General features: G+C 34.0%; 2 protein-coding genes and 2 pseudogenes. All 4 read right to left on the minus strand.

Going from position 1 to position 3,977, the window contains the following annotated elements; all coding sequences use genetic code 11:
• Positions 1–715 (minus strand): annotated as a pseudogene (locus QVO42_RS06690) (hypothetical protein); the annotation flags it as partial.
• Positions 716–833: 118 nt separating this feature from the next.
• The gene (gene tagD / locus QVO42_RS06695; protein ID WP_226793721.1) at positions 834–1,226 is read right to left on the minus strand and encodes a glycerol-3-phosphate cytidylyltransferase; all 393 of its coding nucleotides are present in this window, start codon (positions 1,224–1,226) and stop codon (positions 834–836) included.
• A 78-nt stretch (positions 1,227–1,304) separates the two neighbouring features.
• Positions 1,305–2,312, minus strand: a pseudogene (locus QVO42_RS06700) (NAD(P)H-dependent glycerol-3-phosphate dehydrogenase); the annotation flags it as partial.
• Positions 2,313–2,401: 89 nt separating this feature from the next.
• Positions 2,402–3,859, minus strand: coding sequence for a flippase (locus QVO42_RS06705; RefSeq protein ID WP_022425373.1), 1,458 nt, complete (start codon positions 3,857–3,859; stop codon positions 2,402–2,404).
• Positions 3,860–3,977: the final 118 nt, after the last annotated feature.

Below are 3,977 nucleotides of genomic sequence, written 5' to 3' on the forward strand. Positions count from 1 at the left end.
AACGGCTGTTTTCATTTACACCACCACGAGAGTCAACACCACTAATATAACATACGAATGGCTTCTTAGTTACATTAACATCAGAAGCAGTATTTTCTACTTCTTCTACAATCTTTTCCTGCCATAATACTTTAGTCTTTGATTCAAAGTTACTATAAGTTTCTTTGATCATTTCACGATAGCTTTCATTTAATAGGATTGCATCACAATCACCACTATATAAGTCTGATGCAAGCTTCGCATTATCATCTTCACCATTACCATGGAAACTGATCTGCTTCTGTAGCTTTTCTTTTACCTGCATCGCTTTCTTTTTATCGTTTGCGTAGTAATCGATTGTTTTTCCTTTTAATGAAGAAACATTCTTATAACCACTGCTTTTTAATACTACTAAAGAATAAGTAGTTGTTTCAGTACCTACATTAGTAAGAGATGAAAGGAATGAGTCACCTTTGATAATCTTACTAGTACCAAATACCATTGCGATACTTAATAAAAGAGACACTATTTTACCAATTAAAGGTCTTGCAACTTTTTTCTTCTTTGATGGCATAGTCAATAAGAACATGAATAGCCATAATACTACTAATACTGCGAATGCTGCCATTAAATACTTTGTAGGTAAGATTCCAATCTTAACTACGAAGAATGCAAGCACTGCAGATACAACAGCCTGGATACCTAGGATCAAGGCACGTGATGTAATAAACTTCATAACTACCTCCTAATATTCGGTTCATTCGTCATTATACTCGTAAATGAAAAAATGAAAACCTTTAAGGTCATAATTACACAAAAATTACATATCATCTTCATAAACGAGTAAAATATGACTATTTATTCAAGTCTTTTTTGATTCTAGTTGTACTGATTTCAGGAGTTCTAGGTAAGTATACTACTTCTGCACCTTCTTCTTCTAAGAAATCAAACTGACCTTTCCAGTCATCTCCCATGACAAAAGTATCAACATGATATTCATGAACATCTTTACGTTTCTGATCCCATGCACATTCAGGAATAACTAAATCTACATATCTAACTGATTCTAGTAACTGTTTTCTCTGTTCATAAGTAAAGTAACACTTCTTCTGTTTTTCATTCCAGTTGAATTCATCTGTTGATAAACCAACAATTAAGTAATCACCTAATTCTTTAGCTCTTCTTAATAGGTTAATATGACCATAATGTAATAAGTCAAAAGTACCATAAGTAATAACTCTCTTCATTCCACTTTTCCTCGTCTTTCTTAATACTGACTCTTCAAATACATCATTAATAGATGGAAGAGGTGTTTCTGATTTTAAATCTCTCTGTAATAATGCATTAACTGCATTCTTTGGATTCAAGCCTTCATTAACGATTTTATTGACAGTCATTACAATAGGCATATCCACTTTATAAGTTTCTGCAAGCTGAACAGCTGCAGGTAATGCATTAATACCTTCTACAACCATTCCTACTTCCTTAACTGCCTCTGCTGGTGTCTTACCTTCACTAATCAAATGACCTGCCTGGTTGTTTCTACTGAATTCACTTGTACAAGTCACAATCAAGTCACCCATACCAGTTAAACCACTAAATGTATGTGGTGTACAGCCAATTCTACCGCCAAGTCTCTCCATTTCTGCAAGACCTCTTGTAATTAAAGCTGCACGGGCATTATCACCATAACCTAAGCCACCAGAAATACCAGTAGCTAACGCAATAATATTCTTTAATGCACCACAGATTTCAATTCCTTTTACATCGTTATTTGTATACACACGCATAAAAGGACTACTGAAGAACTTCTGTACATATTTAGCCGCGTCTAGATTCTTACATGCTGATACGATGGCAGTAGGTAATCCTCTTGCCACTTCTTCTGCATGAGTAGGACCAGATAATGCGACAAGATGTAATGTGTCATTATCAAGTACATCTTCAATGACTTCAGTTAAAGTCATGAATGTATCTGCTTCAATACCTTTCGCAACATCCACAATAATCTGATTGTCTTTAATGTAAGGTTTAGCCTTTTCAGCTGTGCTTCTTACAAATACAGAAGGTACCGCAAACATAATAATATTCTGATTAGTACATGCTTCTTCTATATCTGTTGTATAACGAATAGTTTCAGGAAAATCAACACCAGGAAGTTTTGGATGTGTATGTGTTGTGCTTAACTGTTCCACTTCCTGTGGAAGGGCAGACCACACTGTTACTTCCTTATCACAATTAGCCAGCATTCTTGCAAGAGCCATACCCCATGTACCAGCTCCTAAAATACCGATTCTCTGTTTATCAGGCATATTTCTGTTTTCCTCCTTCATATGAATATAATTATTTTACATCATTCATATTCATTAGTCATCACAATAAAAGTATACCCTTTATTGTTTTATAAGTCAAAAAGCGCAGATTATGCGCTTTTATGTTTTAACTTACTAAAGATTTGTGTCAATATTTCAATGACAAGTTTTTCTTTCATGATAATGAGTACAAGACCATATACACCAAAGAACAAGATAGCTGAAATAACGAGTGTAATGAATACATGTAGATTTAATGCAGTCACCCAGAAAGATGCAAGTGATGCAATAATAATCGCAAGAATAATCTTTAAGTATTTAATATCACTAAAGGCTGTTTTGATTTCATTCTTTAACGCAATACACTGTACGACCATAACCGCAAATTCTGCAAGTAATGTACCAATTGCAGCACCACTTGATTGATATACTGGAATCAATAATGCATTAACCACTAAGTCAATCACTGCACCAACTATTTCAGATACGAGTACTGCTTTTTCATATCCTAATGGTACAAGAATCTGAATACCCAAGATATTTGTAATACCAATAAGGAGTAGGGTAGGCATGATAAGCTGCATAGGTACAACTGCTGGCGCAAAGGCATCACCTGATAAAAAGAAGATACCCTGTTTTGCGAAGAGAATGAAATAGATCATCATTGGTGATGCAATAATGAATACAAAATTTAATGCTTTTCTACTTAGTTTCTTAAATTCATCCATCTGCTGGTGTTCAATATAATAAGCCGCTCTAGGAAGTAATACAGTACCTAGTGAAGTAACGATAGATACTAAAATATTCTTAATCTTAACAGCTGCGCCATAGTAACCAACATCAGCATTAGTAGCCATGAAACCTAACATAACTGAATCTAGATTAGTATAGATTGTAGTTGCACAGCTCATCGCAAAGAAGATAGCGACTGGCTTGAAATGTCTCTTGAAATTATAATGTCCAACTGGTTTTAAACCAATATATTTGTGGGCATTTAATAAGTTAAGAATAAATGAAGCACTTGCCGCAAATACTGTAATACCCGCATACATAACATAATCGTTCTTTGAACGCACTAACAAGAACATCGCAATAAGTCCAATAAACTTAAAGATAATAGAACGAATAGTGATATATGTATACTGTTCTAAAGCTTTATAGAGCCATTCCATACCTATTGTAGTAAGTAGGATAGTACTACTAGTAATCACATACAACATCTTATCAGATGCAAGCTTTGGAACTGCGAATAACGCAATAATAAACGCAACATAAGAGATTACAGTCATGACAAGATTTATAATTAATAATTCTTGTGTTGTTCTTGTGAGTTTTTCATGATCATCTCTTACCTGTGCACATACTTTGATACCATATGTCGGAATACCTAACTGCGCAAACATTGAGAAATAAGTAATCAATGATGTCGCAAAGTTAACCTGACCTGTTCCTGTAGGCCCTAATACTCTCGATACATATGGGAATGTAATAAGTGGGAATATGAATGAAGACATTGTAAGTAATGCATTCATAATGAAATTCAATTTAAGTGATTTCTGCTTTTTCATACAAGACCTCTCTTTCCTTGTGCAAAAACGGAATCATTATAAATCAAAACACATAAAAGTTGAAGATAATTAATTAGTTTGTAATAAAATATCTTGTACTACCTTTGCTTCTAAATCG

Origin of the sequence: Catenibacterium sp. CAG:290 (assembly GCF_000437715.1) — a bacterium.
In the GTDB taxonomy this organism is placed as follows: Bacteria; Bacillota_I; Bacilli_A; order Erysipelotrichales; family Coprobacillaceae; genus Catenibacterium; species Catenibacterium mitsuoka_A.

Excerpts from the sequence above, each read along its gene's own strand:
- tagD (WP_226793721.1), bottom strand. The coding sequence starts at position 1,226 with ATGAAGAGAGTTATTACTTATGGTACTTTTGACTTATTACATTATGGT.
- QVO42_RS06705 (WP_022425373.1), bottom strand. The coding sequence starts at position 3,859 with ATGAAAAAGCAGAAATCACTTAAATTGAATTTCATTATGAATGCATTA.